Here is a 25,034-nt window from a genome sequence, read left to right as displayed (position 1 = left end):
GCTGGTCCTCTGCTTCGGTGTGGCCGGGCCGAACTACGGCGGGGCCTGGGCCGCCGGGGCGTTCACCGTGCTCGGGGCGATCGCCGGCACGGCGGCCGTCGTGGCGGGGCTGCTGGCCCGGCGGCAGATCCGGCGGCCGGCGCCGCCGCCGGCGGTCCGGTTCACCGGGCGCGGCCTGGCCGTGGCGGGGCTCAGCTGCGGGGGAGTGGGTCTGCTGGTCAGCCTGGGCGGGCTCGCGCTGGCCCTGGTGGTGCAGATCACGTGATCCCCGCCGTCCGGGCGGGCGGCGTCCTGACCAGCTGCGACCGGTATGCCCCGATGCTCGGCCTGCGGGCGGAACCGGGGCCGCCCGGCCGAGCCCTGGAGAAGCCGGTACACTTGTCACCGTAGGTGCCCATCTCGGGCGGGCGGGCACGACGCGATCGGCCGGCGGACCGCGAAGCGGTTCTCCCGGACCGCTCCGTTTTGACCTGCGCGCCTGTGGTAGGTACTCTTTCCCCTTGTGCCCGGGCCAGCCCGGGCAATGCGTGCGTGCGCCGGAACCGGTCACCCGGTGATCGCGCGGCCGCACGACAGAGCCCCAAGACCTGGCGCCGGTAGTCTCCTGCGCCGGTGACAGAAACCCGGTGCGACGCGCGAGCGACCGCACCGGACCGTGACTCGGGCGACACGCCCGACCGCGGGTGCTGGGACCCCCGTCAGGTGGCCCTGGTTGAAATGTAGGAGAGCCGTCCATCCGGCCGGCTAGAGCAGACGGCGCGGTCGCCTCGCAGCGGCCGAAGGGAGCGGAGAAACCCGGTGCCCACCATTCAGCAGCTGGTCCGAAAGGGCCGTCAGGCCAAGACGACCAAGACCAAGACCCCGGCGCTCAAGGGGTCTCCCCAGCGGCGCGGCGTGTGCACCCGCGTGTACACCACCACCCCCAAGAAGCCGAACTCGGCGCTGCGCAAGGTCGCTCGTGTCAAGCTCAGCAGCCAGATCGAGGTGACCGCCTACATCCCGGGCGTCGGCCACAACCTGCAGGAGCACTCGATCGTGCTCGTCCGCGGCGGCCGTGTGAAGGACCTCCCCGGCGTGCGGTACAAGATCGTTCGCGGCTCGCTGGACACCCAGGGTGTCCGCAACCGCAAGCAGGCTCGCAGCCGTTACGGCGCGAAGAAGGAGAAGAGCTGACATGCCGCGTAAGGGACCCGCTCCGCGGAAGCCGCTGGTCGCTGACCCGGTGTACAACTCGCCGCTGGTCACCCAGCTGGTGAACAAGATCCTGATGCGCGGCAAGCGTCAGCTCGCCGAGCGCATCGTGTACGCCGCCCTGGAGGGGTGCCGCGAGAAGAGCGGCACCGACCCGGTCGTCACGCTCAAGCGCGCGATGGACAACGTCAAGCCCACCCTCGAGGTGCGCAGCCGCCGGGTCGGTGGCGCCACCTACCAGGTGCCGGTCGAGGTCCGTCCGGCCCGCGCGACCACCCTCGGCCTGCGCTGGCTGGTGACGTACTCCAAGGCCCGTCGCGAGAAGACCATGGTCGAGCGGCTGATGAACGAGCTGCTGGACGCGAGCAACGGCCTCGGTGCCGCCGTCAAGCGGCGCGAGGACACGCACAAGATGGCCGAGTCCAACAAGGCCTTCGCGCACTACCGCTGGTAACACCCTGGTTCCGGCGCCCACGAGGCGCCGGAACCGCCACCAGTTGTGTCTAGACGACGATAAGTAGGGATTGAAGTGGCCGCCGCAGACGCGCTCGCCAACGTACGCAACATCGGCATCATGGCGCACATCGATGCCGGTAAGACCACGACCACCGAGCGGATCCTGTTCTACACCGGTATCACGTACAAGATCGGTGAGGTCCACGAGGGCGCTGCCGTCATGGACTGGATGGAGCAGGAGCAGGAGCGTGGCATCACCATCACCTCCGCTGCTACCAAGTGTGAGTGGAAGGGCCACACGATCCAGATCATCGACACGCCCGGTCACGTCGACTTCACGGTCGAGGTCGAGCGGTCGTTGCGGGTGCTGGACGGTGCGGTCGCGGTCTACGACGGTGTCGCCGGCGTGGAGCCGCAGACGGAGAACGTCTGGCGGCAGGCCGACAAGTACCACGTCCCGCGGATGTGCTTCGTCAACAAGCTCGACCGGACCGGTGCCGACTTCTTCCGCTGCGTGCAGATGATGATCGACCGGCTCAACGCCACCCCGCTGGTGCTCCAGATCCCGATCGGGCTCGAGGGCGACCACATCGGTGTCGTCGACCTGATCAACATGCGGGCGCTCACCTGGCGCGGGGAGACCCAGAAGGGTGAGGACTACGCGATCGAGGAGATCCCGGCCGACCTGGCCGACTCCGCGGCCGAGTGGCGCGAGAAGCTCATGGAGACCCTGGCCGACGTCGACGACTCGGTGATGGAGAAGTACCTGGAGGGCGAGGAGATCTCCGTCGAGGAGATCAAGGCCGCCATCCGGCGCGCCACCATCGCCAGCAAGGCCAACCCGGTGCTGTGCGGCTCGGCGTTCAAGAACAAGGGCGTGCAGCCCATGCTCGACGCCGTGGTCGACTTCCTGCCGTCGCCGCTGGACGTCCCGGCCATCGAGGGCACCGCCACCGACGGCGAGACGCCGATGCAGCGGAAGCCGTCGAAGTCCGAGCCGTTCTCGGGCCTGGCCTTCAAGATCCAGACCGACAAGCACCTCGGCAAGCTCACCTACGTCCGGGTCTACTCGGGTGTGGTCGAGACCGGTACCCAGGTGGTCAACTCCACCAAGGACCGCAAGGAGCGGATCGGCAAGATCTACCAGATGCACGCCAACAAGCGGGAAGAGCGCGGCTCGGCCCAGGCTGGCGACATCATCGCGGTGCAGGGTCTCAAGCAGACCACCACCGGCGACACGCTCTGCGACCCGGCCAACCCGGTCATCCTGGAGTCGATGACCTTCCCGGAGCCGGTCATCGAGGTCGCGATCGAGCCGAAGACCAAGGCCGACCAGGAGAAGCTCAGCACCGCCATCCAGCGGCTGGCCGAGGAGGACCCGACCTTCCGCGTCAAGCTGGACGAGGAGACCGGTCAGACGGTCATCTCCGGCATGGGCGAGCTGCACCTGGACATCCTGGTCGACCGGATGCGCCGCGAGTTCAACGTCGAGGCGAACATCGGTAAGCCGCAGGTGGCGTACCGCGAGACGATCCGCCGCAAGGTGGAGAAGATCGAGTACACCCACAAGAAGCAGACCGGTGGCTCCGGCCAGTACGCCCGCGTGATCGTGAGCATCGAGCCGCTGCCGCTGGACAACGACTCGCCGACCTACGAGTTCGCGAACGCCGTCACCGGTGGCCGTATCCCCCGGGAGTTCATCCCGTCGGTGGACGCGGGCGCCCAGGACGCCATGCAGTACGGCATCCTCGCCGGCTTCCCGCTGGTGGGTGTCAAGCTGACGCTGCTGGACGGCCAGTACCACGAGGTCGACTCGTCGGAAATGGCATTCAAGATCGCCGGCTCGATGGTGATGAAGGAGGCGGCCCGCAAGGCCGATCCCGCACTGCTCGAGCCGATGATGGCCGTTGAGGTCACCACCCCTGAGGAGAACATGGGTGACGTCATCGGCGACCTCAACTCCCGGCGGGGCATCATCCAGGCGATGGAGGAGCGCAGCGGCGCCCGCATCGTCCGGGCTCTGGTGCCGTTGTCGGAGATGTTCGGCTACGTCGGCGACCTGCGGTCGAAGACCCAGGGCCGGGCTAGCTACAGCATGCAGTTCGACTCCTACGCCGAGGTTCCGCAGAGCGTGGCGAAGGAGATCATCGCCAAGGCGACGGGTGAGTGACGCTCACCTGAGCTGATCGGATGATTCGGGGCGGTCGCGGGAGGGTTCTCCCGCCCGCGACCACCTCGGTCGGGTTGTGTGAATCCGGGCCTGTAGGCTTCATCGCCGCAGAACCCACCAAGGCTCTCCGGCCGTCAAGGTCGGAAAGGCTGTCGACAGAGTCCTAAGCGCCGACCCGGCGCACCGGGGCGAACGAACCAAGAAAGTCCACAGGAGGACACCAGTGGCGAAGGCGAAGTTCGAGCGGACTAAGCCGCACGTCAACATCGGCACCATTGGTCACATCGACCACGGTAAGACGACGCTGACGGCGGCCATCACCAAGGTCCTGCACGACCAGTTCCCGGACCTCAACCCGTACACGCCGTTCGACGAGATCGACAAGGCGCCGGAGGAGAAGGCCCGCGGCATCACGATCTCCATCGCGCACGTCGAGTACCAGACCGAGGCGCGTCACTACGCGCACGTCGACTGCCCCGGTCACGCCGACTACATCAAGAACATGATCACCGGTGCCGCCCAGATGGACGGCGCGATCCTGGTGGTGGCGGCGACCGACGGCCCGATGCCGCAGACCCGCGAGCACGTGCTGCTGGCCCGTCAGGTCGGTGTGCCGTACATCGTCGTGGCGCTCAACAAGAGCGACATGGTCGACGACGAGGAGCTCCTGGAGCTCGTCGAGCTCGAGGTCCGCGAGCTGCTCTCGTCGCAGGAGTACCCGGGTGACGACCTGCCGGTCGTCCGGGTCTCGGCGCTGAAGGCCCTCGAGGGTGACCCCGAGTGGACCGGCAAGCTCATGGACCTCATGAACGCCGTCGACACCGCGATCCCGCAGCCGGAGCGCGAGACCGAGAAGCCGTTCCTCATGCCGATCGAGGACGTGTTCACGATCACCGGTCGTGGCACCGTCGTCACCGGTCGCGCCGAGCGCGGCATCCTCAAGCCGAACGAGGAGGTGGAGATCGTCGGCATCCGCGAGAAGTCGCAGAAGACGGTCTGCACCGGCATCGAGATGTTCCGCAAGCTGCTCGACGAGGCCCGGGCCGGCGAGAACGTCGGTCTGCTCCTCCGCGGCATCAAGCGCGAGGACGTCGAGCGCGGCATGGTGGTCATCAAGCCGGGCACCACGACCCCGCACACGGAGTTCGAGGCGACGGTCTACATCCTCTCCAAGGAGGAGGGCGGCCGGCACACCCCGTTCTTCCAGAACTACCGTCCGCAGTTCTACTTCCGGACCACGGACGTCACCGGCGTCGTCACGCTGCCCGAGGGCACCGAGATGGTCATGCCGGGCGACAACACCACGATGACCGTGAAGCTGATCCAGCCCATCGCGATGGAGGAGAACCTCAAGTTCGCGATTCGGGAGGGTGGCCGTACGGTCGGCGCTGGTCGCGTCACCAAGATCATCAAGTGAGCTGGGTAACCCCGATTAGCGTCGCCGCCGGTCGTGCGGCATACTAGTCAGGTTGCGTAACGACGGTCGGTCGCCCGCGTCCGGTTAACGCTGGACCTCCGGGAGGCAGACAGTCTCGCGTAGGGTGGTTGATCGCCCCAGGCGGTCAACCACCCTCGCGCGGCGTCCAGGTCGCGGTCACCGCGATCGGCGCCTTGACCCACCGCGTGGTCGGAAATCGCTCCGGAGTCCCGGGGCGGAGCCTGGCCCACGGGCGCGACACGCCCGACCGCGGGGGTCGGCGAAGTGGGCCTGTACCAGCCGGTACAGGCGCCCGCAACACAGCGGCATCGAGAGAAGGAACAGAAGCCACCATGGCGGGACAGAAGATCCGCATCCGGCTCAAGGCCTATGACCACGAGGTCGTCGACTCCTCGGCTCGGAAGATCGTCGAGACGGTGACGCGTACCGGGGCGCAGGTCGCTGGCCCGGTGCCGCTGCCCACGGAGATCAACCGTTTCTGCGTTATCCGCTCGCCGCACAAGTACAAGGACTCGCGCGAGCACTTCGAGATGCGCACGCACAAGCGTCTGATCGACATCATCGACCCGACCCCGAAGACGGTCGACTCGCTCATGCGCCTCGACCTGCCGGCTGGCGTCGACATCGAGATCAAGCTGTAGGGACCGGACAAATGGACAGGCAAGTCAAGGGGATCCTGGGCGCAAAGCTCGGCATGACCCAGGTCTGGGACAACAACCGCGTTGTTCCCGTGACCGTGGTTCAGGCCGGCCCGTGCGTCGTGAGCCAGGTTCGTAGCGCCGACAAGGACGGTTACTCCGCGGTCCAGCTGGCGTACGGGGCCATCGACCCGCGCAAGGTCAAGAAGCCGATCGCCGGGCACTACGCCAAGGCGGAGGTCGCGCCGCGCCGGCACATCGTCGAGCTGCGCACCGCGGACGCCGCGGACTACTCGCCGGGCCAGGAGGTCACGGTCGAGGAGTTCCCGGCCGGCGTGACCATCGACGTCACCGGCAAGACCAAGGGCAAGGGCTACGCCGGCCCGATGAAGCGGCACGGCTTCCACGGTCTGCGCGCCAGCCACGGTGTGGAGCGCAAGCACCGCTCGCCGGGCTCGATCGGCGCCTGCGCGACCCCGGGTCGCGTCTTCAAGGGCACCCGGATGGCGGGTCGGATGGGTGGCGTTCGCTACACCGTCCAGAACCTGACCGTCCAGGCGGTGGACACCGAGAACAACCTCCTGCTCGTCCGCGGCGCCATCCCTGGCCCCAAGGGCGCGCTGGTCCTGGTCCGTACCGCGGCCAAGACCAAGGTGAAGAAGGGCGGTGCGGCCAAGTGACCACCGTTGACGTCCTCAACGTCGAAGGCGCCAAGAGCAGCTCCGTCGAGCTGCCGGCCGACATCTTCGACGTCCAGGCCAACATCCCGCTGATGCACCAGGTCGTGGTGGCTCAGCTGGCCGCGGCCCGGCAGGGCACGCACAAGGCCAAGACCCGCGGCGAGGTCTCCGGTGGAGGCAGGAAGCCGTACAAGCAGAAGGGCACCGGTCGTGCCCGCCAGGGCTCGACCCGCGCGCCGCAGTTCGCCGGCGGTGGCGTGGTCCACGGCCCGGTGCCGCGCGACTACAGCCAGCGCACCCCGAAGAAGATGAAGGCCGCCGCCCTGCGTGGCGCCCTCTCCGACCGGGCCCGCGCCGGCCGCGTGCACGTCGTCGAGGCGTTCGTCTCCGGCGAGAAGCCGTCGACCAAGGCCGCGCTGACCACGCTGACGAAGCTGACCGAGGCCCGTCGGGTCCTGGTCGTGCTGAGCAGCACCGACGAGCTGAACTGGGTGTCGCTGCGGAACCTGCGCAACACGCGGGACAGCCGGGTGCACCTGATCGAGGCCGGCCAGCTCAACACCTACGACGTGCTGGTGGCCGACGACGTGGTCTTCACGAAGGAGGCCCTGGACGAGTTCCTGGGCGTTCCCGCCGAGACCACCGAGGAGGGTGGCAAGTGAGCACGATCGCCGATCCGCGCGACATCATCGTCGCTCCGGTCGTCTCGGAGAAGAGCTACAGCGAGCTGAACCGGAACTGGTACACCTTCCTGGTGCACCCGGACGCCAACAAGACCGAGATCAAGATCGCTATCCAGCAGATCTTCAACGTCCGCGTCCTGACGGTCAACACGCTCAACCGCGAGGGCAAGCGCAAGCGCACCAAGACCGGCTTCGGTCAGCGCAAGTCCACCAAGCGGGCGATCGTGAAGCTGGCTGACGGTGACCGTATCGAGGCCTTCGGCGGCCCGGTCAGCTGAGGGGTGTAGACAATGGCTATCCGTAAGTACAAGCCGACGACGCCGGGCCGGCGTGGCTCGAGCGTTGCCGACTTCGCCGAGATCACCCGGTCGACGCCCGAGAAGTCGCTGCTGGCTCCGCTGCCGAAGAAGGGCGGACGCAACGCCCACGGCCGGATCACCACCCGGCACCACGGTGGCGGCCACAAGCGGCAGTACCGGCTGATCGACTTCAAGCGGGTCGACAAGGACGGCGTGCCGGCGAAGGTCGCGCACATCGAGTACGACCCGAACCGCACCGCGCGCATCGCGCTGCTGCACTACGCCGACGGCGAGAAGCGCTACATCATCGCGCCGAAGGACCTGAAGCAGGGCGACCGGGTGGAGTCGGGGCCGAGCGCCGACATCAAGCCGGGCAACAACCTGCCGCTGCGCAACATCCCGGTCGGTACCACCATCCACAACGTGGAGCTGCGTCCGGGCGGCGGCGCCAAGCTGGCCCGTTCGGCCGGCGTCGGCATCCAGCTGCTCGGCCGTGAGGGCGCGTACGCGACCCTCCGCATGCCGTCCGGTGAGATCCGGCGTGTCGACGTGCGCTGCCGCGCCAGCGTCGGCGAGATCGGCAACGCCGACCAGTCGAACATCAACTGGGGTAAGGCCGGCCGGATGCGGTGGAAGGGCAAGCGCCCGACCGTCCGTGGTGTGGCCATGAACCCGGTCGACCACCCGCACGGTGGTGGTGAGGGTAAGACCTCCGGTGGTCGCCACCCGGTCAACCCGCAGGGTAAGCCCGAGGGCCGCACCCGTCGTAAGGGCCAGCCGAGCGACCGGCTGATCGTCCGCCGCCGCTACGCCACGCGTAAGCGCGGCTGAGGGAGATAAGACATGCCTCGCAGCCTGAAGAAGGGCCCGTTCGTCGACGACCACCTGCTCAAGAAGGTGGAGACGCAGAACGACAAGGGCTCGAAGAACGTCATCAAGACCTGGTCGCGCCGCTCGACGATCATCCCGGAGATGCTGGGTCACACGATCGCCGTGCACGACGGACGTAAGCACGTCCCGGTCTTCGTGACCGAGGCCATGGTCGGGCACAAGCTCGGCGAGTTCGCGCTGACCCGCACGTTCAAGGGTCACGAGAAGGACGACCGGAAGAGCCGCCGGCGCTGACGCCGCGGGCATACGGATAGAGGAACAAGGGGTTACAGCGATGCCAGGAAAGGGCGACGCTCCGGTGCTTCCGGGCGCGCGGGCGGTTGCGCGGCACGTGCGCATCTCGCCGATGAAGGCGCGCCGGGTGGTCAACCTCGTCCGCGGCCTGCCCGCGAAGGAGGCGCTCACGGTGCTGCAGTTCGCGCCGCAGGCTGCGAGCGAGCAGGTGTACAAGGTGCTCGCGAGCGCGATCGCCAACGCGGAGAACAACGAGCGGCTGGACCCCGACGCGCTGCTCGTCAGCGAGGCGTTCGTCGACGAGGGCCCGACGATGAAGCGGTTCCGACCGCGGGCGCAGGGCCGGGCGTACCGGATCCGCAAGCGGACCTGCCACATCACCGTGGCGGTCGAGGCGGTCGCGCCGGCCGCGCCGAAGAAGTCGGCGAAGAAGGCCGCCCCGGCCAAGCAGGCCGAGGCCGCTGAGGGGCAGAGCACGACGGAAGGTGCCGAGTAATGGGTCAGAAGGTTCACCCCACTGGGTTCCGGCTCGGCATCTCGACCGACTGGAAGTCCCGCTGGTTCGCGGACAAGCTCTACAAGGACTACATCGGCGAGGATGTCAAGATCCGCCGGATGATGTCCAAGGGCCTCGAGCGCGCCGGCATCTCCAAGGTCGACATCGAGCGCACCCGGGACCGGGTCCGCGTCGACATCCACACCGCCCGGCCGGGCATCGTCATCGGCCGTAAGGGTGCGGAGGCCGACCGGATCCGCGGCGAGCTGGAGAAGCTCACCGGCAAGCAGGTCCAGCTGAACATCATCGAGGTGAAGAGCCCCGAGTCGGACGCGCAGCTGGTCGCCCAGGGCGTCGCCGAGCAGCTGTCCAGCCGGGTCAGCTTCCGTCGGGCCATGCGCAAGGCGATGCAGTCCGCGATGAAGAACCCGGTCTGCAAGGGCATCCGGGTGCAGGTCTCGGGCCGTCTCGGCGGCGCCGAGATGAGCCGGACCGAGTTCTACCGCGAGGGCCGGGTCCCGCTGCACACGCTGCGGGCCAACATCGAGTACGGCTTCTTCGAGGCCCGTACCACCTTCGGCCGGATCGGCGTGAAGGTCTGGATCTACAAGGGCGACGCCGTCCCGGGCCGGGAGGCTCCGGCCGAGGCCGGTCCGTCCCGCCCGCGCCGTGACCGCGGTGACCGCCCCGAGCGGCCGCGCCGTGGCCGGTCGGGTTCGTCGGGCACGACCGCCGGTGGCACCGAGGCCGGCCGGGCTGCCGCGACCACCATCGCGCAGCAGGCTGAGACGCCGAGCGGCGAGCCGGTTGACGCCGGCGCCGTCGCCGCGGCCGCCACCCAGCCGGCAGAAACGCAGCAGGAGGGCTGACAGATGCTGATGCCGCGCAAGCCCCCGAAGGGCTTCCGCAAGCCGCACCACCCGGACCGCCACGGCGCGTCCAAGGGTGGTAACCGGGTGGTGTTCGGCGAGTTCGGGATCCAGGCTCTCGAGCCGGCGTACGTGACCAACCGCCAGATCGAGTCGGCGCGTATCGCGATGACCCGCCACATCAAGCGTGGCGGCAAGGTCTGGATCACGATCTTCCCGGACCAGGCCCTCACCAAGAAGCCGGCCGAAACCCGGATGGGTTCCGGTAAGGGTTCGCCGGAGTGGTGGGTCGCCAACGTCAAGCCGGGGCGGGTCCTCTTCGAGATGTCCTTCCCCAACGAGCAGATCGCGCGAGAGGCGATGCGTCGCGCGATCCACAAGCTCCCGATGAAGTGCCGCATTGTTACGCGCGAAGTGGGTGAATCCTGATGGCAGCTGGCGTCAAGCCTTCCGAGCTGCGTGAGCTCTCCGAGGAGGAGCTGGTCACGAAGCTGCGCGAGGCCAAGGCGGAGCTGTTCAACCTCCGCGTGCAGGCCGCAACCGGGCAGCTGGACAACAACCGGCGGCTGCAGGTCATCCGTCGGGAGATCGCCCGGATCTACACGATCATGCGTGAGCGCGAGCTGGGTCTCTCGGCCGCGCCGACTGAGGTGACTGCATCATGAGCGAGAACACCACCACCACCACCACCGCCGCCGCCGCGCGGGCCCGCCGCAAGGTGCGTGAGGGCCTCGTGGTCAGCGACAAGATGGAAAAGACCGTCGTGGTCGAGGTCGAGGACCGGGTCAAGCACGCGCTGTACGGCAAGATCATGCGCCGGACCAGCAAGCTGAAGGTCCACGACGAGCAGAACTCGGCCGGCATCGGCGACCGGGTCCTGATCATGGAGACCCGCCCGCTCTCCGCCACCAAGCGGTGGCGGATCGTGGAGATCCTCGAGAAGGCCAAGTAGCGAAGGCTCGAGCTCGGCCGGGTTCGGTCGGGCGCAGGTTCCGCCAGGCTCCGGCCGCCCCCGGGCGGCCGGAGAACCGGCAGACATAGGAGATAGACGTGATTCAGCAGGAGTCGCGACTGCGCGTCGCCGACAACACGGGTGCCAGGGAGATCCTGTGCATCCGGGTTCTCGGTGGCTCCGGTCGGCGCTACGCGAGCATCGGCGACGTCATCGTGGCCACGGTCAAGGACGCGATCCCCGGTGCCGGTGTGAAGAAGGGCGACGTCGTCAAGGCCGTCGTCGTTCGCACCGCCAAGGAGAAGCGGCGGCCGGACGGCTCGTACATCCGCTTCGACGAGAACGCCGCCGTCATCATCAAGGACGGTGGGGACCCGCGCGGTACCCGCATCTTCGGCCCGGTGGGCCGCGAGCTGCGGGACAAGCGGTTCATGAAGATCATCTCTCTCGCGCCGGAGGTGTTGTGACCGTGAAGGTCAAGAAGGGCGACACGGTCGTCGTCATCGCCGGCAAGGACAAGGGTGCCAAGGGCAAGGTCATCGCGGCCTACCCGCGGCAGGACAAGATCCTCGTCGAGGGCGTGAACCGGGTCAAGAAGCACACCCGCATCAGCACCACCCAGCGTGGCGCCAAGACCGGTGGCATCGTCACCCAGGAGGCCCCGATCCACGTCTCGAACGTGCAGGTCCTGGACTCCGACGGCAAGCCGACCCGGGTCGGTTACCGGATCGACGACAACGGCCAGAAGGTCCGCATCGCGCGTAGCACCGGTAAGGACCTCTGATGACCACGGCTACCGAAACCAAGACCCTGCCGCGCCTCAAGGAGCGGTACCGCAACGAGGTCGTGGCGAAGCTGCAGGAGCAGTACAGCTACGGCAACCCCATGCAGGTGCCCGGGCTCGTCAAGATCGTCGTCAACATGGGTGTCGGCGAGGCTGCTCGCGACGCCAAGCTGATCGACGGTGCGGTCCGCGACCTCGCCACCATCACCGGCCAGAAGCCGCTGGTGCGGCGGGCCACCAAGTCCATCGCGCAGTTCAAGCTCCGCGAGGGCATGCCGATCGGCGCGAAGGTCACCCTGCGCGGCGACCGGATGTGGGAGTTCCTGGACCGGCTGCTCTCGATCGCGCTGCCGCGTATCCGTGACTTCCGCGGCCTGGACGGGCGCAAGCTCGACGGCCACGGCAACTACACGTTCGGTCTGACCGAGCAGTCGGTGTTCCACGAGATCGACCAGGACAAGATCGATCGCCAGCGGGGCATGGACATCACGGTGGTCACGACCGCCACGACCGACGACGAGGGCCGGGCGCTGCTCAAGCTCCTGGGCTTCCCGTTCAAGGAGAACTGAGATGGCCAAGAAGGCGCTGATCCTCAAGGCGGCCGCGAAGCCGAAGTTCTCGGTTCGCGCGTACACCCGCTGCCAGCGGTGCGGGCGTCCGAAGGCGGTCTACCGCAAGTTCGGTCTCTGCCGGGTGTGCATCCGGGAGATGGCCCACCGCGGTGAGCTGCCCGGCGTGTCCAAGGCTTCCTGGTAATAGCCCGGCGCGCTTCGCGCGTCAGCTGAACTGTCTCTTCGCCGTAGGCCCCGGGCCTGGCCCGGGGAACCCCGGCGAGAAAGGTTGACGAATTTCATGACGATGACCGACCCGATCGCAGACATGCTCACGCGTCTGCGTAACGCCAACCAGGCGTACCACGACCGGGTGACGATGCCCTACTCGAAGATCAAGGCGAACATCGCCGAGGTCCTCAAGGCCGAGGGTTACATCGCCACCTGGTCGGTCGAGGAGCCCGAGGAGGGCGCCGTCGGCAAGCGACTGGTCGTCGAGCTGAAGTACGGCCAGAACCGGGAGCGGAGCCTGGCCGGCATCAAGCGCGTGTCCAAGCCCGGTCTCCGGGTGTACGCCAAGTCGGACGGGCTCCCGCGGGTGCTCGGCGGGCTGGGCGTGGCGATCATTTCGACGTCCCAGGGGCTGCTCACCGACCGGCAGGCCCGCAAGCGGAGCGTTGGCGGGGAAGTCCTCGCCTTCGTCTGGTAACGGGAGACAGGTAGAAATGTCGCGTATTGGACGTAAGTCGATCCCGGTGCCAGCCGGCGTCGACATCACCATCGACGGCCAGACCGTCAAGGTCAAGGGCCCCAAGGGCGAGCTGAGCCACGTACTGGCCGAGCCGATCACGGCGGAGCGGGGCGAGGACGGCGCGCTGCACGTCAACCGGCCCAACGACGAGCGCAAGGCCAAGGAGCTGCACGGCCTGAGCCGTACGCTGGTGGCCAACATGATCGTCGGGGTGACCGAGGGCTACCGCAAGAGCCTCGAGATCGCCGGTACCGGTTACCGCGTGACCGCCAAGGGCAAGGACCTCGAGTTCGCGCTCGGGTTCTCGCACCCGGTGCTGGTCCCGGCCCCGGACGGCATCACCTTCACGGTGGAGAGGCCGACCCTGTTCCACGTGGCCGGCATCGACAAGCAGCAGGTCGGCGAGGTTGCCGCCAACATCCGGAAGATCCGCCCGCCGGAGCCCTACAAGGGCAAGGGCGTGAAGTACCAGGGCGAGGTCATCCGCCGCAAGGCTGGAAAGGCAGGTAAGAAGTGAGCGCCACGCTGCTCAAGCGCCGCCGCGGCGTCGCCGCCAAGCGTGCCGTCGGGCGTGCGCGCCGGCACTTCCGGGTCCGCAAGAACGTCAGCGGCACCACCGAGCGTCCCCGCCTGGTCGTCACCCGCTCCCTGCGGCACATGGTCGCCCAGATCGTGGACGACACCAAGGGTCACACCCTGGCGTCGGCCTCGACCATGGACGCCTCGCTGCGCGGCGCCGAGGGCGACAAGAGCGCCCTGGCCGGCAAGGTCGGCGCCCTGCTCGCCGAGCGGGCCAAGGCCGCCGGCGTCTCGAAGGTCGTCTTCGACCGCGGTGGCAACCGGTACGCGGGGCGGGTCGCCGCGCTTGCCGACGCCGCCCGCGAAGCCGGGCTCGAGTTCTAGAAACCCCGTCACGAGAGAGAAGGAAGGCTGCTGATGCCAGGTCAACAGCGCCGTGGCGGCGGGTCCGGTGGCAACGAGGGTGGTCGCCGCGACAACCGCCGTGAGGGCGGCCGCGGAAACGCGCCCGTCGAGAAGACCCCGCACCTCGAGCGGGTCGTCGCGATCAACCGCGTCGCCAAGGTCGTGAAGGGTGGTCGTCGCTTCAGCTTCACCGCCCTGGTGATCGTGGGCGACGGCGACGGCACCGTCGGTGTGGGCTACGGAAAGGCCAAGGAGGTGCCCGCGGCGATCGCCAAGGGTGTCGAGGAGGCCAAGAAGCACTTCTTCAAGGTGCCGCGGATCGGTCAGTCGATCCCGCACCCGGTGCAGGGCGAGGACGCGGCCGGTGTGGTGCTGCTCAAGCCGGCCTCGGCCGGTACGGGTGTCATCGCCGGCGGTCCGGTGCGCGCCGTGCTGGAGTGCGCGGGCATCCACGACGTGCTCTCCAAGAGCCTCGGCTCGTCGAACCCGATCAACATCGTGCACGCCACGGTGGCGGCCCTGAAGGCGCTCGAGTCGCCCGAGCAGGTCGCGGCCCGTCGTGGCCTGCCGGTCGAGGACGTCGCGCCGGCCGCCATGCTGGCGTCGCGGGCGGGGGTGGCGTCCTGATGGCGCGCCTGAAGGTCACCCAGGTCCGGTCCGAGATCGGGACCAAGAAGAACCAGCGTGACTCGCTGCGTTCGCTCGGTCTCAAGCGGATCAACGACGTGGTGGTCAAGGAGGACCGGCCGGAGATCCGGGGCATGATCTTCACGGTCAACCACCTCGTGAAGGTCGAGGAGGTCGAGTAATGACGATCAAGGTGCACCACCTGCGCCCGGCGCCCGGAGCCAAGACCGACAAGACCCGCGTGGGTCGCGGTGAGGGCTCGAAGGGCAAGACCGCCGGTCGCGGTACCAAGGGTTCCAAGGCCCGGAAGAACATCTCGGCGGCGTTCGAGGGTGGGCAGATGCCCATCCACATGCGCCTGCCGAAGCTGAAGGGCTTCAAGAACAAGTTCAAGGTCGTCTTCCAGGTGGTCAACCTGGACCGGCTCGCCGAGCTCTTCCCGAACGGCGGCCAGGTCGGCCCGGCCGAGCTGGTCGAGGTCGGTGCGGTCCGCAAGGGCCAGCCGGTCAAGGTGCTCGGCACCGGCGACCTCGGCGGCGTGGCTCTCCAGGTGTCGGCGCACGCGTTCAGCGCGTCGGCCAAGGAGAAGATCACCGCGGCCGGCGGCTCGGTCACCGAGCTGTAGGGCACGTTCGTGGCGCCCGCTCAGTTGTCCGCAACTGGGCGGGCGCCGTGCTCTACCTGGCGAATGTGCGCCGGGTAACATCGGATTCGTTTTATGTAGCCGGGCACATCTGCCCGGACCGGGATCGGGCTGTTAGAGTCCCTTCCCAGCTATGGATATCGGGCGGTCCGCCCGGCACCCACCCCGCCCCGCCAGGGATCACCACCGGCGGCCCGCGTCGCGCAGGAGGAAGAAGTTGCTGTCCGCCTTTCTCAGTGCGTTCCGTACGCCTGACCTGCGCAAGAAGCTGCTGTTCACAGTAGGCATCATCGCGGTCTACCGGCTGGGCGCCACGCTGCCCAGCCCGGGCGTCTCGTACGGCAACGTGCAGAAGTGCCTCGACACGATCCAGGGCAGCACCGGCGTGCTGAGCCTGCTGGATCTCTTCTCCGGTGGCGCGCTGCTCCAACTCTCGGTCTTCGCGCTGGGCATCATGCCCTACATCACCGCGTCGATCATCCTGCAGCTGCTGACCGTGGTCATCCCGCGGCTGGAGCAGCTCCGCAAGGAGGGTCAGGCCGGCCAGGCGAAGATCACCCAGTACACCCGCTACCTGACGCTGGGCCTGGGCATCCTCCAGTCCTCGGCGTTCGTGGCGCTGGCGCGCTCGGGTCAGCTCTTCAACAACCAGTGCGACCAGTTCCCGATCGTCCCGCGGGGCACCGGCATCCCGGACTGGCTGACGCTGACCATCCTGGTCATGACGATGACCGCCGGCACCGGCGTGGTGATGTGGCTCGGTGAGCTGATCACCGACCGGGGCGTCGGCAACGGAATGTCCGTGCTGATCTTCACCTCGATCGCGGCCCGGCTCCCCAGCGAGGGCTGGAAGATCAAGACCACCAAGGGCTGGGGGATGTTCCTCCTCGTCATCGCCCTGGTCCTGCTGGTCATCACCGCGGTCACCTTCATCGAGCAGGCCCAGCGCCGGATCCCGGTGCAGTACGCCAAGCGCATGATCGGCCGGCGGATGTACGGCGGCACGTCCACCTACATCCCGCTCAAGGTGAACCAGGCCGGCGTCATCCCGGTCATCTTCGCCTCGTCGCTGCTCTACCTGCCGCAGCTCGCCCTCCAGTTCTTCGACCAGAACAACCCGGGGAAGACCCAGGCCTGGATCCAGAACCACATCGTGAAGGCAGCCGCGCCGGAGCACATCGCGATCTACTTCCTGCTGATCATCTTCTTCACCTACTTCTACGTGTCGATCACGTTCAACCCGACCGAGGTCGCGGACAACATGAAGAAGTACGGCGGCTTCGTGCCGGGCATCCGCCCCGGCAAGCCGACCGCCGAGTACCTCGACTTCATCCTCAGCCGGATCACCCTGCCGGGCGCGCTCTACCTGGGCATCGTCGCGATCCTGCCGAACTTCTTCTTCATCTGGCTGGACAACCAGCAGTTCCAGAACTTCCCGTTCGGCGGCACCGCTGTGCTCATCATGGTCGGCGTCGGTCTGGAGACCGTGAAGCAGATCGAGAGCCAACTCATGCAGCGGAACTACGAAGGGTTCCTGCGGTAGATGCGACTCGTTCTGGTTGGCCCGCCGGGCGCGGGCAAGGGCACACAGGCGGAGTTCATCGCCGCTCACCTGTCGGTGCCGAAGATCTCGACCGGGGACATCTTCCGGGCCAACGTCTCCCAGGGCACGCCGCTGGGGGTCGAGGCCAAGCGGTACATGGACGCCGGCAAGCTGGTCCCGGACGAGGTCACCATCAACATGGTGCGGGACCGGCTCGCCGAGCCGGACGCCGCCGAGGGCTTCCTCCTCGACGGCTTCCCGCGTACGACGCCGCAGGCCGCCGCGCTGGACAAGCTCCTCGCCGACCTCGGCACCGCGCTGGACCTGGTGCTGGAGCTGGTCGTCGACGACGACGAGGTGATCCGGCGGCTCTCCGGCCGGCGTACCTGCCGCGGCTGCGGCAAGATCTGGCACGTCGAGTTCGACGCCACCACGCGTGAGGGCGTCTGCGACCGCTGCGGGGCCGAGCTGTTCCAGCGGGACGACGACAAGCCGGAGACCATCGCGGCCCGGCTGCGGGAGTACGCCGAGAAGACCGCGCCGCTGGTCGACTACTACGGCGCCCAGGGCAAGCTCGTCGGCATCGACGCGACCGGGCCGGTGGAGGACGTCACCGTCCGCGCCATCGACGCCCTCCGCTCGTACGGCGGCTGACGTCCCGCCGGACTCCGGCGGATAGAGTGCGAACAGCGGGGTACGTGCGACGTGCCCCGCTGTTCCGCGCAACGAAAGGTAAACGCCTCCATGCGTCGTCCCCAGCTGGACATCCAGCTGAAGACCCCCGAGCAGATCGAGCTGATGCGGGCCGCCGGTCTGGTGGTCGCCCGCGCGCTGCGCCGGATGCGGGAGGCGGTCGCTCCCGGCGTCACCACCGCCGACCTCGACGCGATCGCCGAGGCCACCATCCGCGAGGCCGGCGCGATCCCCTCGTTCAAGGGCTACCACGGCTTCCCGGCGTCGATCTGCTCCTCGGTCAACGAGCAGGTGGTGCACGCCATCCCGGCGTCGACGCAGGTGCTCCGCGAGGGCGACCTGATCTCGATCGACTGCGGGGCGGTGCTCAACGGCTGGCACGGCGACGCGGCCATCACGGTCGGCGTCGGCGAGGTCGACCCGGCCCTGCTGAAGATGGCCGCGGTCGCCGAGGACGCCATGTGGGCCGGCATCGCCGCGGCGGCCCGGGGCGCGGCCAGCGGCAAGGGCCGGCTCACCGACATCTCCCACGCGGTGGAGAGCGCGGTCCGCCAGGGCGGCCGGTACGGCATCGTCGACGGCTACGGCGGGCACGGCATCGGCACCGAGATGCACCAGGACCCGCACGTGCTCAACCACGGGCGCCCGGGCAAGGGCCCCCGGCTGGTGCCGGGCCTGGCGCTGGCCATCGAGCCGATGATCACCATGGGCTCCCCGCGCACCGTGGAGCTGGCCGACGGCTGGACCGTGGTGACCCGCGACCGGTCGATGGCGGTGCACGTCGAGCACTCGATGGCGCTGCTGGACGACGGCGTCTGGGTGCTGACCGCCGAGGACGGCGGCCGGGCCCGGCTCGGCGACCTGGTCACCGCCCGCCAGCCGGCGGACTCCCCGGCGGTGTGACCGGGGCCGTCCCGGTCTCGGGCCCCTCGCGCCGATCAGGCGGTTTTCGCCTGCTGAGCGCCTTCGGCAACCGCTCGTCGCCACTGCGGTCCCGGGAATCGGGGGTCACCGGGCGGTGGCACGCCGGTGGCATGCTTGCCGTCATGGACGGGCGGAGCGGGATGCGGGCGGCCGACGCCGACCGGGAGGCCACGGCGGAGCGGCTCCGGGCGGCGCTGGAGGAGGGCCGGCTCGACCTGCACGAGTACGACGAGCGGCTGGTCCGGGCGTACGGGGCGAAGACCTACGCCGACCTGGACGAGGTGGTGGCCGACCTGCCCGGGACGACGCCCGCGCAACGCGCCGCAGTGGCCCCGGCGGCACCGCCCGCGACGACCGACGCCGGCGGGACGGTCGTGGCGAGCGGGCGCGGCGCCGGCAGGCTGCTCGCGATCTGGTCGCCGTGGCTGCGGGTCGCCGGGATCCTCACCGCGATCTGGTTGTTCGCCTCGCTCGGCTCCGGGCACCTCGGGCACTACTGGCCGGTCTGGGCGATCGGGCCGTGGGGCTTCTTCCTGCTGATGCGCACCGTGGGCGGCCATGACCACGGGTGGCGCCCGGCCGAGCGGCGTGGCCGAGCCCGGCGGGACCGTCGCCGGCGCCGCTGACCCGCCGGCGACCGGCTGTGGCCAGCGCCACAGCTGGCCGTCGAGGCGGGGCGAATTTCCTCCGCCGGGTGACCGGCCGGGCGGCCGGTTTGGCGACGGCCCGCAGGCGGGCGTACACTTTCAGATCGGCGCACAGCGTCCACTCCGGCATGCCCACCCTGCGCTTCGGTGGGAGTCGGAGCCGCGGCTGGCTCGGGCTCGGCGACTCTCGTCGAAGCCCGTGTAAGACGTTGTGGGCCGTCCGGAGCAACCGACGTCAGGACAGCGGAGTACATGCCGAAAAAAGACGGAGCCATCGAGATCGAGGGTCGGGTCATCGAGCCCCTGCCGAACGCCATGTTCCGGGTGGAGCTCGCGAACGGCCACAAGGTGCTGGCTCACATCAGCGGCAAGATGCGGCAGCACTACATCCGCATCCTGCCGGAGGACCGGGTCGTCGTCGAACTCTCGCCGTACGACCTGACCCGCGGGCGCATCGTCTACCGCTACAAGTAAGCCTGACGACGGCCGGGACGTCCCGTGTCCGTCTTCGACGTCCGGGTCGCGCTCGTCGCGTCTCCGGGCCAGATGGGAAGTAAGGCAACCGTGAAGGTCAAGCCGAGCGTCAAGAGGATCTGCAACAAGTGCCGGGTGATCCGCCGGCACGGCCGGGTCATGGTCATCTGTTCGGACCCGCGCCACAAGCAGCGCCAGGGCTGAACCGTTCCCGCCGACCGTGACGAGCGGCGGCGGAACCGGCCCGGGTCGCAGATCCCGACACACATCACCAGCTCGTCCCAGCCGCGAGCGGTACGCAGCGCGTACCCCCTCGTGGTTGACCCCCGGTCGGAGGCCGGGGCCCGCTCGGGCAGCGACCGATCCCGGTCGCCGGCGCTGATCGCGCCGGAAGGACAGGGACGGTCGGTAGCGGGGTGGGACGGGTCCACACCTCCGCCACTACATCACGAGGAGTACGCCCGCACATGGCACGTCTAGTCGGCGTGGATCTCCCCCGCGACAAGCGGATGGAGATCGCGCTCACCTACATCTTCGGGGTCGGTCGCACCCGCGCCCTGGAGACGCTGGCCGCCACCGGCATCTCGCCGGACAAGCGCGCTCGGGACCTCACGGACGAGGAGCTCGTGCAGCTCCGCGACCACATCGAGGCCAACTACCAGGTTGAAGGTGACCTTCGCCGCGAGGTCGCCGCTGACATCCGCCGCAAGGTCGAGATCGGCTGCTACGCGGGTATCCGGCACCGCCGGGGCCTGCCCGTTCGTGGCCAGCGGACCAAGACCAACGCGCGGACCCGCAAGGGCCCGAAGCGGACCGTCGCCGGCAAGAAGAAGCCCGGCAAGAAGTAACTAGGAGCGCACAGACTTATGCCACCGAAGGCTCGTGCCGGAGCCGCTGTCAAGAAGGTCCGGCGCAAGGAACGCAAGAACGTCGCCCACGGGCAGGCGCACATCAAGAGCACCTTCAACAACACCATCGTGTCCATCACGGACCCGACCGGTGCGGTCATCTCCTGGGCCTCGTCGGGCCAGGTGGGCTTCAAGGGCTCCCGCAAGTCGACCCCGTTCGCCGCGCAGCTGGCCGCCGAGGCCGCCGCGCGTCGGGCCATGGAGCACGGCATGCGCAAGGTCGACGTGTTCGTCAAGGGTCCCGGCTCCGGCCGGGAGACCGCCATCCGTTCGCTGCAGGCCGCCGGGCTGGAGGTCGGGCAGATCTCCGACGTCACCCCGCAGCCGCACAACGGGTGCCGTCCGCCGAAGCGTCGCCGGGTCTGAGAGGTTAGAGAGAGATGGCTCGTTACACCGGTGCTGACTGCCGCCGTTGCCGGCGGGAGAAGATGAAGCTGTTCCTCAAGGGCAGCAAGTGCGATGGTCCGAAGTGCCCGTTCGAGTCCCGGCCGTTCCCGCCCGGGCAGCACGGCCGCGGCCGCACCAAGGAGACGGAGTACCTGCTCCAGCTCCGTGAGAAGCAGAAGGCCCGCCGGGTCTACGGCGTGCTGGAGAAGCAGTTCCGCGGTTACTACGAGGAGGCCGTGGGCAAGCAGGCCAAGACCGGTGAGGTCCTCCTGCAGATCCTCGAGTCGCGGCTGGACAACGTGGTCTACCGGGCCGGCTACGCCAAGTCCCGGGACATGGCCCGCCAGCTGGTCAAGCACGGTCACTTCACGGTGAACGGCAAGAAGGTCGACATCCCGTCGTACCGCGTCAAGGAGCACGACATCGTCGAGGTCCGGGTCAAGAGCAAGGAGCTCACCCCGTTCATCGTCGCGCAGGCCGAGGCCGGCTCCAAGACCGTTCCGGCGTGGCTCGAGGCCATCCCCAGCCAGATGAAGATCCTCGTGCACTCGCTCCCGGCCCGCCAGGTGATCGACACCCAGGTCCAGGAGCAGCTGATCGTCGAGCTCTACTCCAAGTAAGGGCTCGTTGCGGTGGCCCGCCCTCCGGGGCGGGCCACCGGAACAGTTTGTGTCGTGGGCGTCATATAGCGGGCGCCCCGGAAGAGAAGAGAAAAGATGCTCATCAGCCAGCGACCGTCTCTCTCCGAAGAGTCGATCAACGAGACCCGGTCCCGGTTCACCATCGAGCCGCTGGAGCCGGGCTTCGGCTACACCCTGGGCAACTCGCTGCGGCGCACGCTGCTGTCGTCCATCCCGGGTGCGGCGGTCACCTCGATCAAGATCGACGGTGTCCTGCACGAGTTCACCACGATCCCCGGTGTCAAGGAGGACGTGGTCGAGCTCGTCATGAACATCAAGGAGCTCTGCGTCAGCTCCGAGCACGACGAGCCGGTCAGCATGTACCTGCGCAAGCAGGGTCCGGGCGACGTGACCGCCGGTGACATCCAGCCCCCGGCCGGTGTCTCGGTGCACAACCCGGACCTGAAGCTCGCCACCCTGAACGGCAAGGGCCGGCTCGACATGGAGCTGACCGTCGAGCGGGGTCGCGGCTACGTCACGGCGGCGCAGAACAAGCAGGCGGGTGCGGAGATCGGCCGGATCCCGGTCGACTCCATCTACTCGCCGGTGCTCAAGGTGACCTACCGCGTCGAGGCGACCCGCGTCGAGCAGCGGACCGACTTCGACCGGCTGATCATCGACGTCGAGACCAAGCCGTCGATGGGTCCGCGTACCGCGCTGGCCTCGGCCGGCTCGACGCTGGTGGAGCTGTTCGGGCTGGCCCGGGAGCTGGACGAGACCGCCGAGGGCATCGACATCGGGCCGTCCCCGCAGGACGCCCAGCTGGCGGCCGACCTCGCTCTGCCGATCGAGGAGCTGGACCTCACCGTCCGCTCCTACAACTGCCTCAAGCGCGAGGGCATCAACTCCGTTGGTGAGCTCATCGGGCGTACCGAGGCCGACCTCCTCGACATCCGCAACTTCGGCCAGAAGTCGATCGACGAGGTCAAGATGAAGCTCGCCGGGATGGGCCTGGGGCTGAAGGACTCGGCTCCGAACTTCGACCCGGCGCACGTCGTGGACGCCTTCGGCGAGGCCGACTACGACACCGACGACTACCGCGAGACCGAGCAGCTCTAGTCCGCGCTGCCGCCACACCTGAGGAGCACCAAGCATGCCCACGCCCACCAAGGGCCCCCGCCTCGGCGGCAGCCCCGCGCACGAGCGGCTGATGCTGGCCAACCTGGCCACCGCGCTGTTCCAGCACGGCAAGATCCAGACCACCGAGACGAAGGCCCGGCGGCTGCGTCCGCTGGCCGAGCAGCTCATCACCAAGGCCAAGCGCGGCGACCTCGCCTCGCGGCGTCGGGTGCTGGGCGTCGTCAAGGACAAGGACGTGGTCTACGCCCTGTTCGACCAGATCGCGCCCCGGTACGCCAACCGCAACGGTGGCTACACCCGGATCGTGAAGACCGGTCCGCGCAAGGGTGACGCCGCTCCGATGGCGATCATCGAGCTGGTGGAGGAGCTTCAGGTCGCCGAGCCGAAGGCGAACAAGAAGACCGCCGCCCGCAAGGCCGCCCAGCAGGACAAGGTCGAGGCCCTGGCCCCGGCCGAGGAGACCCCGCGCTCCGAGGCCGCCGACCAGGACGCCGAGGCTCCGGTCTCGGCCTCCGGTGACACCGCCGCCGCCCGCGAGGACAGCGACGAGGCCGCCGAGAACGACAAGGCCTGAGCACTGGCCGCATCGTCGGGCCCGGTACCCCGCACGGGGGTGCCGGGCCCGACGGCATGAGGAGGTACGAGGTGGACGAGCGGACCCGGCTGCGGCTGGACGTCTCGTACGACGGCACCGATTTCTCCGGCTGGGCCGCCCAGCCCACCCGGCGGACGGTCGCCGGGGTGCTCATGCAGACGCTGGACCTGGTCCTCGGCGCGGGCACCGCGACGGGGCTGACCGTGGCCGGTCGCACCGACGCCGGCGTGCACGCCACCGGGCAGGTCTGCCACCTCGACCTGCCGGCCGAGGTGTGGCGGCAGCACGACGGGAAGCTGCTGCGCCGCCTGGCCCGGCTGCTCCCGCCGGACGTGCGGGTCCGCGCCATGACCGAGGTGCCGGCCGACTTCGACGCCCGCTTCTCGGCCACCTTCCGCCGCTACGAGTACCGGGTGACCGACGCGCCGTGGGGCGCCGAGCCGCTGCGCCGCACCGACACCCTGGCCTGGCCCAAGCCGCTGGACCTGGCGGCGTTGAACGCCGCCGCGGCCGGGCTGGTGGGGGAGCACGACTTCGCCGCGTACTGCCGGCGGAAGGAGAACGCCACCACGCTGCGGGAGGTGACCCGGCTGGACTGGCGGCGCGACCCGGACGGGATCCTGGTCGCCACCGTGCAGGCTGACGCGTTCTGCCAGAACATGGTGCGCAGCCTGGTCGGCGCCATGCTGGTCGCCGGGGACGGCCGCCGGCCGGTCGAGTGGCCGGCCGGCCTGCTGAGCCGCCGGGAACGCTCCAGCGAGGTGACCGTGGCGCCCGCGCACGGGCTGGCCCTGGTCGAGGTCGGCTACCCGGCCGACCCCGCCGAGTACGCCCGCCGCGCCGACCTCACCCGCCGCCTCCGGGTGCCCGTCGCCGAGGGCTGAGCACAGTGCAACGGCCCGCCGACCCCGGACGGGGACGACGGGCCGTGACGGTCGGGCTCAGTTGCCGGCGCCGTTCTGGCCGGCGGTGCCGTCGGAGGCGCCGTCGGTGGGCTGGCTGGCCGCCCCGCCGTTGGCCCGGCGCTCCAGCACGTTCCGGTTCAGGTAGACCTCGATCATGTCGTACAGGATGTCCCGGGCCTTGCTGTCGTCGGAGCTGATCCGTTCCCCGTCGGCCCGGGTGACCACGCAGTAGGCGAGGTAGTGGCCGCGGACCTGCCAGCCGACCCGGGCGGCGGCCTTGGCCACCGCCTCGGTGTCCTTGTCCGCCGCCATGCCGGGGAACCGGCCCTGCCGTTCGTCCAGCATCGGCCGGATCCGGTCGCGCGCCCGCTGGGCGCTGGCCACGTCGGTCAGGTTGAACAGGCCGGCCGTGAGCAGGTGGTCGCCGTCGGGGGAGCGGAGGGTGGCCCGGACCACCTGGTTGCAGCCGAGGCGTACCAGCAGGTCGGCGATCTCGCCGGTGGCCGCGACGGCGCAGCTGCCGCTGGAGTGCGTCTTGAGCACCCGGTACGCCGGCTGCCCGTCGGTCACCACCAGCTGCTGGCCGGGGAAGACCTCCTTGGCGGTGAGCGCCGCCTGGTCGGTGTCCCGGGAGTCCAGGTCGGTCCCGTCGGCCGCGGCGGACTGCTCCACCACGGGCTGGGTGCTCTGCTGGCCGGCCTGCGGCGTGGCGGTCCGGCCGTCGAGCAGGGCGGCGACGGCCAGCCCGGTGAGGGCGAGCAGCATCAGCACGGCGGCGCCACCGATCAGCACCTGCCACGCCCGGCCGCCGCCGCGCCGGTGGTCGGCCCGGCGGGTCCGGGACAGGTCCAGCGGGTCGGTGGTCCGGACGCTGGTGTCGGGCGGGGCCGACGTCTCCGGCCCGGGCGCGGCGGCCGGGGT

38 protein-coding genes and 1 pseudogene are annotated in these 25,034 nt (G+C 69.2%); 38 read left to right on the top strand and 1 reads right to left on the bottom strand.

The window, feature by feature from the left end:
- From B0E53_RS14065 to truA, 38 genes and pseudogenes are all read left to right on the top strand, one after another.
- Nucleotides 1-265: pseudogene (locus tag B0E53_RS14065) on the top strand (phage holin family protein); the annotation flags it as partial.
- Nucleotides 266-798: 533 nt separating this feature from the next.
- Entirely contained in the window at nucleotides 799-1,173 is a 375-nt protein-coding gene (gene rpsL, locus B0E53_RS14060; protein ID WP_007465318.1) for a 30S ribosomal protein S12, read from the top strand.
- A 1-nt stretch (nucleotide 1,174) separates the two neighbouring features.
- Complete coding sequence (rpsG, locus tag B0E53_RS14055) at nucleotides 1,175-1,645, top strand: 30S ribosomal protein S7 (RefSeq protein ID WP_088647009.1); 471 nt, start codon at nucleotides 1,175-1,177, stop codon at nucleotides 1,643-1,645.
- A gap of 75 nt (nucleotides 1,646-1,720) precedes the next feature.
- Nucleotides 1,721-3,817, top strand: a complete 2,097-nt coding sequence (gene fusA / locus B0E53_RS14050; RefSeq protein ID WP_107076470.1) for an elongation factor G — start codon at nucleotides 1,721-1,723, stop codon at nucleotides 3,815-3,817.
- A gap of 223 nt (nucleotides 3,818-4,040) precedes the next feature.
- Nucleotides 4,041-5,234 (top strand): elongation factor Tu, encoded by a 1,194-nt coding sequence (tuf, locus tag B0E53_RS14045; RefSeq protein ID WP_107076469.1) that lies wholly within the window; start codon nucleotides 4,041-4,043, stop codon nucleotides 5,232-5,234.
- Between the two features lie 353 nt (nucleotides 5,235-5,587).
- Nucleotides 5,588-5,896, top strand: coding sequence for a 30S ribosomal protein S10 (gene rpsJ, locus B0E53_RS14040; protein WP_007073037.1), 309 nt, complete (start codon nucleotides 5,588-5,590; stop codon nucleotides 5,894-5,896).
- Between the two features lie 11 nt (nucleotides 5,897-5,907).
- Complete coding sequence (rplC, locus tag B0E53_RS14035) at nucleotides 5,908-6,573, top strand: 50S ribosomal protein L3 (RefSeq protein ID WP_107076468.1); 666 nt, start codon at nucleotides 5,908-5,910, stop codon at nucleotides 6,571-6,573.
- Nucleotides 6,570-7,235, top strand: coding sequence for a 50S ribosomal protein L4 (gene rplD, locus B0E53_RS14030; RefSeq protein WP_107076467.1), 666 nt, complete (start codon nucleotides 6,570-6,572; stop codon nucleotides 7,233-7,235). Before rplC ends, rplD begins: the two co-directional genes overlap by 4 nt.
- Nucleotides 7,232-7,534: a 50S ribosomal protein L23 gene (rplW, locus tag B0E53_RS14025; protein ID WP_091317975.1), complete on the top strand. Its 303-nt coding sequence runs from the start codon at nucleotides 7,232-7,234 to the stop codon at nucleotides 7,532-7,534. Before rplD ends, rplW begins: the two co-directional genes overlap by 4 nt.
- Before the next feature lie 12 nt (nucleotides 7,535-7,546).
- Nucleotides 7,547-8,386, top strand: coding sequence for a 50S ribosomal protein L2 (rplB, locus tag B0E53_RS14020; protein WP_091262802.1), 840 nt, complete (start codon nucleotides 7,547-7,549; stop codon nucleotides 8,384-8,386).
- Between the two features lie 12 nt (nucleotides 8,387-8,398).
- A complete protein-coding gene (gene rpsS / locus B0E53_RS14015) occupies nucleotides 8,399-8,680 on the top strand; it encodes a 30S ribosomal protein S19 (RefSeq protein ID WP_007073032.1) in 282 nt (93 codons plus the stop codon).
- A 40-nt stretch (nucleotides 8,681-8,720) separates the two neighbouring features.
- Nucleotides 8,721-9,176, top strand: coding sequence for a 50S ribosomal protein L22 (gene rplV / locus B0E53_RS14010; protein ID WP_073834929.1), 456 nt, complete (start codon nucleotides 8,721-8,723; stop codon nucleotides 9,174-9,176).
- Nucleotides 9,176-10,045, top strand: a complete 870-nt coding sequence (gene rpsC, locus B0E53_RS14005; protein ID WP_107076466.1) for a 30S ribosomal protein S3 — start codon at nucleotides 9,176-9,178, stop codon at nucleotides 10,043-10,045. Before rplV ends, rpsC begins: the two co-directional genes overlap by 1 nt.
- Before the next feature lie 3 nt (nucleotides 10,046-10,048).
- Entirely contained in the window at nucleotides 10,049-10,474 is a 426-nt protein-coding gene (gene rplP, locus B0E53_RS14000; RefSeq protein ID WP_073834927.1) for a 50S ribosomal protein L16, read from the top strand.
- A complete protein-coding gene (rpmC, locus tag B0E53_RS13995) occupies nucleotides 10,474-10,710 on the top strand; it encodes a 50S ribosomal protein L29 (protein ID WP_013288628.1) in 237 nt (78 codons plus the stop codon). Before rplP ends, rpmC begins: the two co-directional genes overlap by 1 nt.
- Entirely contained in the window at nucleotides 10,707-10,997 is a 291-nt protein-coding gene (gene rpsQ / locus B0E53_RS13990) for a 30S ribosomal protein S17 (protein ID WP_107076465.1), read from the top strand. The genes rpmC and rpsQ overlap by 4 nt, the downstream gene beginning before the upstream one ends.
- Before the next feature lie 98 nt (nucleotides 10,998-11,095).
- The gene (gene rplN, locus B0E53_RS13985; protein WP_007073026.1) at nucleotides 11,096-11,464 is read left to right on the top strand and encodes a 50S ribosomal protein L14; all 369 of its coding nucleotides are present in this window, start codon (nucleotides 11,096-11,098) and stop codon (nucleotides 11,462-11,464) included.
- Nucleotides 11,461-11,781 carry a 50S ribosomal protein L24 gene (gene rplX / locus B0E53_RS13980; protein WP_210406058.1) on the top strand — a complete coding sequence of 107 codons (321 nt, stop codon included), beginning with the start codon at nucleotides 11,461-11,463 and terminating at the stop codon, nucleotides 11,779-11,781. The genes rplN and rplX overlap by 4 nt, the downstream gene beginning before the upstream one ends.
- Nucleotides 11,781-12,350 carry a 50S ribosomal protein L5 gene (rplE, locus tag B0E53_RS13975; protein WP_091317981.1) on the top strand — a complete coding sequence of 190 codons (570 nt, stop codon included), beginning with the start codon at nucleotides 11,781-11,783 and terminating at the stop codon, nucleotides 12,348-12,350. The genes rplX and rplE overlap by 1 nt, the downstream gene beginning before the upstream one ends.
- 1 nt (nucleotide 12,351) lies before the next feature.
- The gene (locus B0E53_RS13970) at nucleotides 12,352-12,537 is read left to right on the top strand and encodes a type Z 30S ribosomal protein S14 (RefSeq protein ID WP_007073023.1); all 186 of its coding nucleotides are present in this window, start codon (nucleotides 12,352-12,354) and stop codon (nucleotides 12,535-12,537) included.
- A 96-nt stretch (nucleotides 12,538-12,633) separates the two neighbouring features.
- Nucleotides 12,634-13,041 carry a 30S ribosomal protein S8 gene (gene rpsH / locus B0E53_RS13965; RefSeq protein WP_013288624.1) on the top strand — a complete coding sequence of 136 codons (408 nt, stop codon included), beginning with the start codon at nucleotides 12,634-12,636 and terminating at the stop codon, nucleotides 13,039-13,041.
- A gap of 16 nt (nucleotides 13,042-13,057) precedes the next feature.
- Nucleotides 13,058-13,600, top strand: a complete 543-nt coding sequence (gene rplF / locus B0E53_RS13960) for a 50S ribosomal protein L6 (protein ID WP_107076464.1) — start codon at nucleotides 13,058-13,060, stop codon at nucleotides 13,598-13,600.
- Nucleotides 13,597-13,986, top strand: a complete 390-nt coding sequence (rplR, locus tag B0E53_RS13955) for a 50S ribosomal protein L18 (RefSeq protein WP_107076463.1) — start codon at nucleotides 13,597-13,599, stop codon at nucleotides 13,984-13,986. Before rplF ends, rplR begins: the two co-directional genes overlap by 4 nt.
- A gap of 33 nt (nucleotides 13,987-14,019) precedes the next feature.
- Nucleotides 14,020-14,634, top strand: a complete 615-nt coding sequence (gene rpsE, locus B0E53_RS13950) for a 30S ribosomal protein S5 (RefSeq protein WP_091262790.1) — start codon at nucleotides 14,020-14,022, stop codon at nucleotides 14,632-14,634.
- Nucleotides 14,634-14,816 (top strand): 50S ribosomal protein L30, encoded by a 183-nt coding sequence (gene rpmD, locus B0E53_RS13945; protein WP_013473693.1) that lies wholly within the window; start codon nucleotides 14,634-14,636, stop codon nucleotides 14,814-14,816. Before rpsE ends, rpmD begins: the two co-directional genes overlap by 1 nt.
- Nucleotides 14,816-15,259 carry a 50S ribosomal protein L15 gene (gene rplO, locus B0E53_RS13940; RefSeq protein ID WP_107076462.1) on the top strand — a complete coding sequence of 148 codons (444 nt, stop codon included), beginning with the start codon at nucleotides 14,816-14,818 and terminating at the stop codon, nucleotides 15,257-15,259. The genes rpmD and rplO overlap by 1 nt, the downstream gene beginning before the upstream one ends.
- A 235-nt stretch (nucleotides 15,260-15,494) precedes the next feature.
- Nucleotides 15,495-16,820, top strand: a complete 1,326-nt coding sequence (gene secY, locus B0E53_RS13935; protein ID WP_107076461.1) for a preprotein translocase subunit SecY — start codon at nucleotides 15,495-15,497, stop codon at nucleotides 16,818-16,820.
- On the top strand, nucleotides 16,821-17,474 hold the full coding sequence (locus B0E53_RS13930) for an adenylate kinase (protein WP_089012511.1): 654 nt from the start codon (nucleotides 16,821-16,823) through the stop codon (nucleotides 17,472-17,474). It abuts the gene before it with no gap.
- 90 nt (nucleotides 17,475-17,564) lie between these two features.
- A complete protein-coding gene (gene map, locus B0E53_RS13925; protein WP_107076460.1) occupies nucleotides 17,565-18,416 on the top strand; it encodes a type I methionyl aminopeptidase in 852 nt (283 codons plus the stop codon).
- 143 nt (nucleotides 18,417-18,559) lie between these two features.
- Nucleotides 18,560-19,063 carry a DUF1707 domain-containing protein gene (locus tag B0E53_RS13920; RefSeq protein WP_246835392.1) on the top strand — a complete coding sequence of 168 codons (504 nt, stop codon included), beginning with the start codon at nucleotides 18,560-18,562 and terminating at the stop codon, nucleotides 19,061-19,063.
- 273 nt (nucleotides 19,064-19,336) lie between these two features.
- On the top strand, nucleotides 19,337-19,558 hold the full coding sequence (gene infA, locus B0E53_RS13915; protein WP_007073013.1) for a translation initiation factor IF-1: 222 nt from the start codon (nucleotides 19,337-19,339) through the stop codon (nucleotides 19,556-19,558).
- Nucleotides 19,559-19,648: 90 nt separating this feature from the next.
- Entirely contained in the window at nucleotides 19,649-19,762 is a 114-nt protein-coding gene (gene rpmJ, locus B0E53_RS13910) for a 50S ribosomal protein L36 (protein WP_043965539.1), read from the top strand.
- A 263-nt stretch (nucleotides 19,763-20,025) separates the two neighbouring features.
- Nucleotides 20,026-20,406: a 30S ribosomal protein S13 gene (rpsM, locus tag B0E53_RS13905; RefSeq protein WP_091262776.1), complete on the top strand. Its 381-nt coding sequence runs from the start codon at nucleotides 20,026-20,028 to the stop codon at nucleotides 20,404-20,406.
- Nucleotides 20,407-20,424: 18 nt separating this feature from the next.
- Entirely contained in the window at nucleotides 20,425-20,832 is a 408-nt protein-coding gene (gene rpsK, locus B0E53_RS13900) for a 30S ribosomal protein S11 (protein WP_014440747.1), read from the top strand.
- Nucleotides 20,833-20,846: 14 nt separating this feature from the next.
- Nucleotides 20,847-21,473, top strand: coding sequence for a 30S ribosomal protein S4 (gene rpsD / locus B0E53_RS13895; protein WP_107076458.1), 627 nt, complete (start codon nucleotides 20,847-20,849; stop codon nucleotides 21,471-21,473).
- Nucleotides 21,474-21,569: 96 nt separating this feature from the next.
- Complete coding sequence (locus tag B0E53_RS13890) at nucleotides 21,570-22,592, top strand: DNA-directed RNA polymerase subunit alpha (protein ID WP_007073009.1); 1,023 nt, start codon at nucleotides 21,570-21,572, stop codon at nucleotides 22,590-22,592.
- Nucleotides 22,593-22,626: 34 nt separating this feature from the next.
- Nucleotides 22,627-23,187: a 50S ribosomal protein L17 gene (gene rplQ / locus B0E53_RS13885; protein ID WP_107076457.1), complete on the top strand. Its 561-nt coding sequence runs from the start codon at nucleotides 22,627-22,629 to the stop codon at nucleotides 23,185-23,187.
- A gap of 71 nt (nucleotides 23,188-23,258) precedes the next feature.
- Entirely contained in the window at nucleotides 23,259-24,092 is an 834-nt protein-coding gene (gene truA, locus B0E53_RS13880; protein ID WP_107076456.1) for a tRNA pseudouridine(38-40) synthase TruA, read from the top strand.
- Nucleotides 24,093-24,149: 57 nt separating this feature from the next.
- Here truA and B0E53_RS13875 read toward each other — a convergent pair.
- Nucleotides 24,150-25,034: hypothetical protein (locus B0E53_RS13875; protein WP_246835391.1), on the bottom strand; the 885-nt coding region annotated here is incomplete at its 5' end.

Origin of the sequence: Micromonospora sp. MH33 (assembly GCF_003013775.1) — a bacterium.
Classification (GTDB): Bacteria; Actinomycetota; Actinomycetes; order Mycobacteriales; family Micromonosporaceae; genus Micromonospora; species Micromonospora fulviviridis.
The sequence above is the reverse complement of the archived record's forward strand: the minus strand, read 5'-3'. Positions and strand labels throughout refer to the sequence as shown.

Coding starts and splice junctions, on each gene's coding strand:
- rpsG (WP_088647009.1), top strand. CDS start 1,175: ATGCCGCGTAAGGGACCCGCTCCGCGGAAGCCGCTGGTCGCTGACCCG.
- rpsJ (WP_007073037.1), top strand. CDS start 5,588: ATGGCGGGACAGAAGATCCGCATCCGGCTCAAGGCCTATGACCACGAG.
- rplC (WP_107076468.1), top strand. CDS start 5,908: ATGGACAGGCAAGTCAAGGGGATCCTGGGCGCAAAGCTCGGCATGACC.
- rplB (WP_091262802.1), top strand. CDS start 7,547: ATGGCTATCCGTAAGTACAAGCCGACGACGCCGGGCCGGCGTGGCTCG.
- rpsS (WP_007073032.1), top strand. CDS start 8,399: ATGCCTCGCAGCCTGAAGAAGGGCCCGTTCGTCGACGACCACCTGCTC.
- rplV (WP_073834929.1), top strand. CDS start 8,721: ATGCCAGGAAAGGGCGACGCTCCGGTGCTTCCGGGCGCGCGGGCGGTT.
- rpsC (WP_107076466.1), top strand. CDS start 9,176: ATGGGTCAGAAGGTTCACCCCACTGGGTTCCGGCTCGGCATCTCGACC.
- rplP (WP_073834927.1), top strand. CDS start 10,049: ATGCTGATGCCGCGCAAGCCCCCGAAGGGCTTCCGCAAGCCGCACCAC.
- rpmC (WP_013288628.1), top strand. CDS start 10,474: ATGGCAGCTGGCGTCAAGCCTTCCGAGCTGCGTGAGCTCTCCGAGGAG.
- rpsQ (WP_107076465.1), top strand. CDS start 10,707: ATGAGCGAGAACACCACCACCACCACCACCGCCGCCGCCGCGCGGGCC.
- rplE (WP_091317981.1), top strand. CDS start 11,781: ATGACCACGGCTACCGAAACCAAGACCCTGCCGCGCCTCAAGGAGCGG.
- B0E53_RS13970 (WP_007073023.1), top strand. CDS start 12,352: ATGGCCAAGAAGGCGCTGATCCTCAAGGCGGCCGCGAAGCCGAAGTTC.
- rpsH (WP_013288624.1), top strand. CDS start 12,634: ATGACGATGACCGACCCGATCGCAGACATGCTCACGCGTCTGCGTAAC.
- rplF (WP_107076464.1), top strand. CDS start 13,058: ATGTCGCGTATTGGACGTAAGTCGATCCCGGTGCCAGCCGGCGTCGAC.
- rpsE (WP_091262790.1), top strand. CDS start 14,020: ATGCCAGGTCAACAGCGCCGTGGCGGCGGGTCCGGTGGCAACGAGGGT.
- rpmD (WP_013473693.1), top strand. CDS start 14,634: ATGGCGCGCCTGAAGGTCACCCAGGTCCGGTCCGAGATCGGGACCAAG.
- rplO (WP_107076462.1), top strand. CDS start 14,816: ATGACGATCAAGGTGCACCACCTGCGCCCGGCGCCCGGAGCCAAGACC.
- B0E53_RS13930 (WP_089012511.1), top strand. CDS start 16,821: ATGCGACTCGTTCTGGTTGGCCCGCCGGGCGCGGGCAAGGGCACACAG.
- map (WP_107076460.1), top strand. CDS start 17,565: ATGCGTCGTCCCCAGCTGGACATCCAGCTGAAGACCCCCGAGCAGATC.
- B0E53_RS13920 (WP_246835392.1), top strand. CDS start 18,560: ATGGACGGGCGGAGCGGGATGCGGGCGGCCGACGCCGACCGGGAGGCC.
- infA (WP_007073013.1), top strand. CDS start 19,337: ATGCCGAAAAAAGACGGAGCCATCGAGATCGAGGGTCGGGTCATCGAG.
- rpsM (WP_091262776.1), top strand. CDS start 20,026: ATGGCACGTCTAGTCGGCGTGGATCTCCCCCGCGACAAGCGGATGGAG.
- rpsK (WP_014440747.1), top strand. CDS start 20,425: ATGCCACCGAAGGCTCGTGCCGGAGCCGCTGTCAAGAAGGTCCGGCGC.
- rpsD (WP_107076458.1), top strand. CDS start 20,847: ATGGCTCGTTACACCGGTGCTGACTGCCGCCGTTGCCGGCGGGAGAAG.
- B0E53_RS13890 (WP_007073009.1), top strand. CDS start 21,570: ATGCTCATCAGCCAGCGACCGTCTCTCTCCGAAGAGTCGATCAACGAG.
- rplQ (WP_107076457.1), top strand. CDS start 22,627: ATGCCCACGCCCACCAAGGGCCCCCGCCTCGGCGGCAGCCCCGCGCAC.